Origin of the sequence: Novosphingobium sp. B-7 (genome assembly GCF_000410615.1) — a bacterium.
Taxonomy (GTDB): domain Bacteria; phylum Pseudomonadota; class Alphaproteobacteria; order Sphingomonadales; family Sphingomonadaceae; genus Novosphingobium; species Novosphingobium capsulatum.
The window spans coordinates 35,522-35,979 of sequence record NZ_KE148491.1 but is presented as its reverse complement, the minus strand read 5'-3'; the positions used below and the strand labels follow the sequence as shown (position 1 = coordinate 35,979).

The window sequence follows — 458 nt, the reverse complement described above, 5'->3', positions numbered from 1 at the left end:
TCCAGTGCCGTGGCCAGCGGCTTCATGCGCACCGGATGCGTGCCGAACCCGGGCAGCAGCATAACCGGTCGGGCATGGCGCGCGGGCGGATAGGAGGGCAGCGGCGCGCCGCGCGCGGCCTGCCAATGGTCGATCGGGGTGGCCAGTTCGCCGATCAGCCGCGGCCAGGCCGGGCCACGCACACCCTCTGGCCGGGGCGCAAATGCCAACGCACGCCGTCGCGCCAGGGCAGCACCCAGCGTTTCGAGTTGTGCCCACGCGCTGCGTGGCGGAGAGGAAGGTTGCGTGGCCATGGGAATCACCGGCAAACAGCTATCGGACGCCGGGAAGGAACGCCAGAAAGACGGAATTGTTTCAAATTCATGTCACATTCGCCCGATAGGCTTGCGTGGCAGCCAGCTTCGCCAGCCCGGCGCGCGCCGTTCAAGGAGGCCCCATGATCACCGTCCACCACCTCA

At 68.1% G+C, this 458-nt stretch carries 1 pseudogene; it reads right to left on the bottom strand.

Annotated elements, in window-relative coordinates:
• Nucleotides 1-209: pseudogene (locus tag H926_RS33840) on the bottom strand (alpha/beta hydrolase); the annotation flags it as partial.
• Nucleotides 210-458 lie beyond the last annotated feature (249 nt).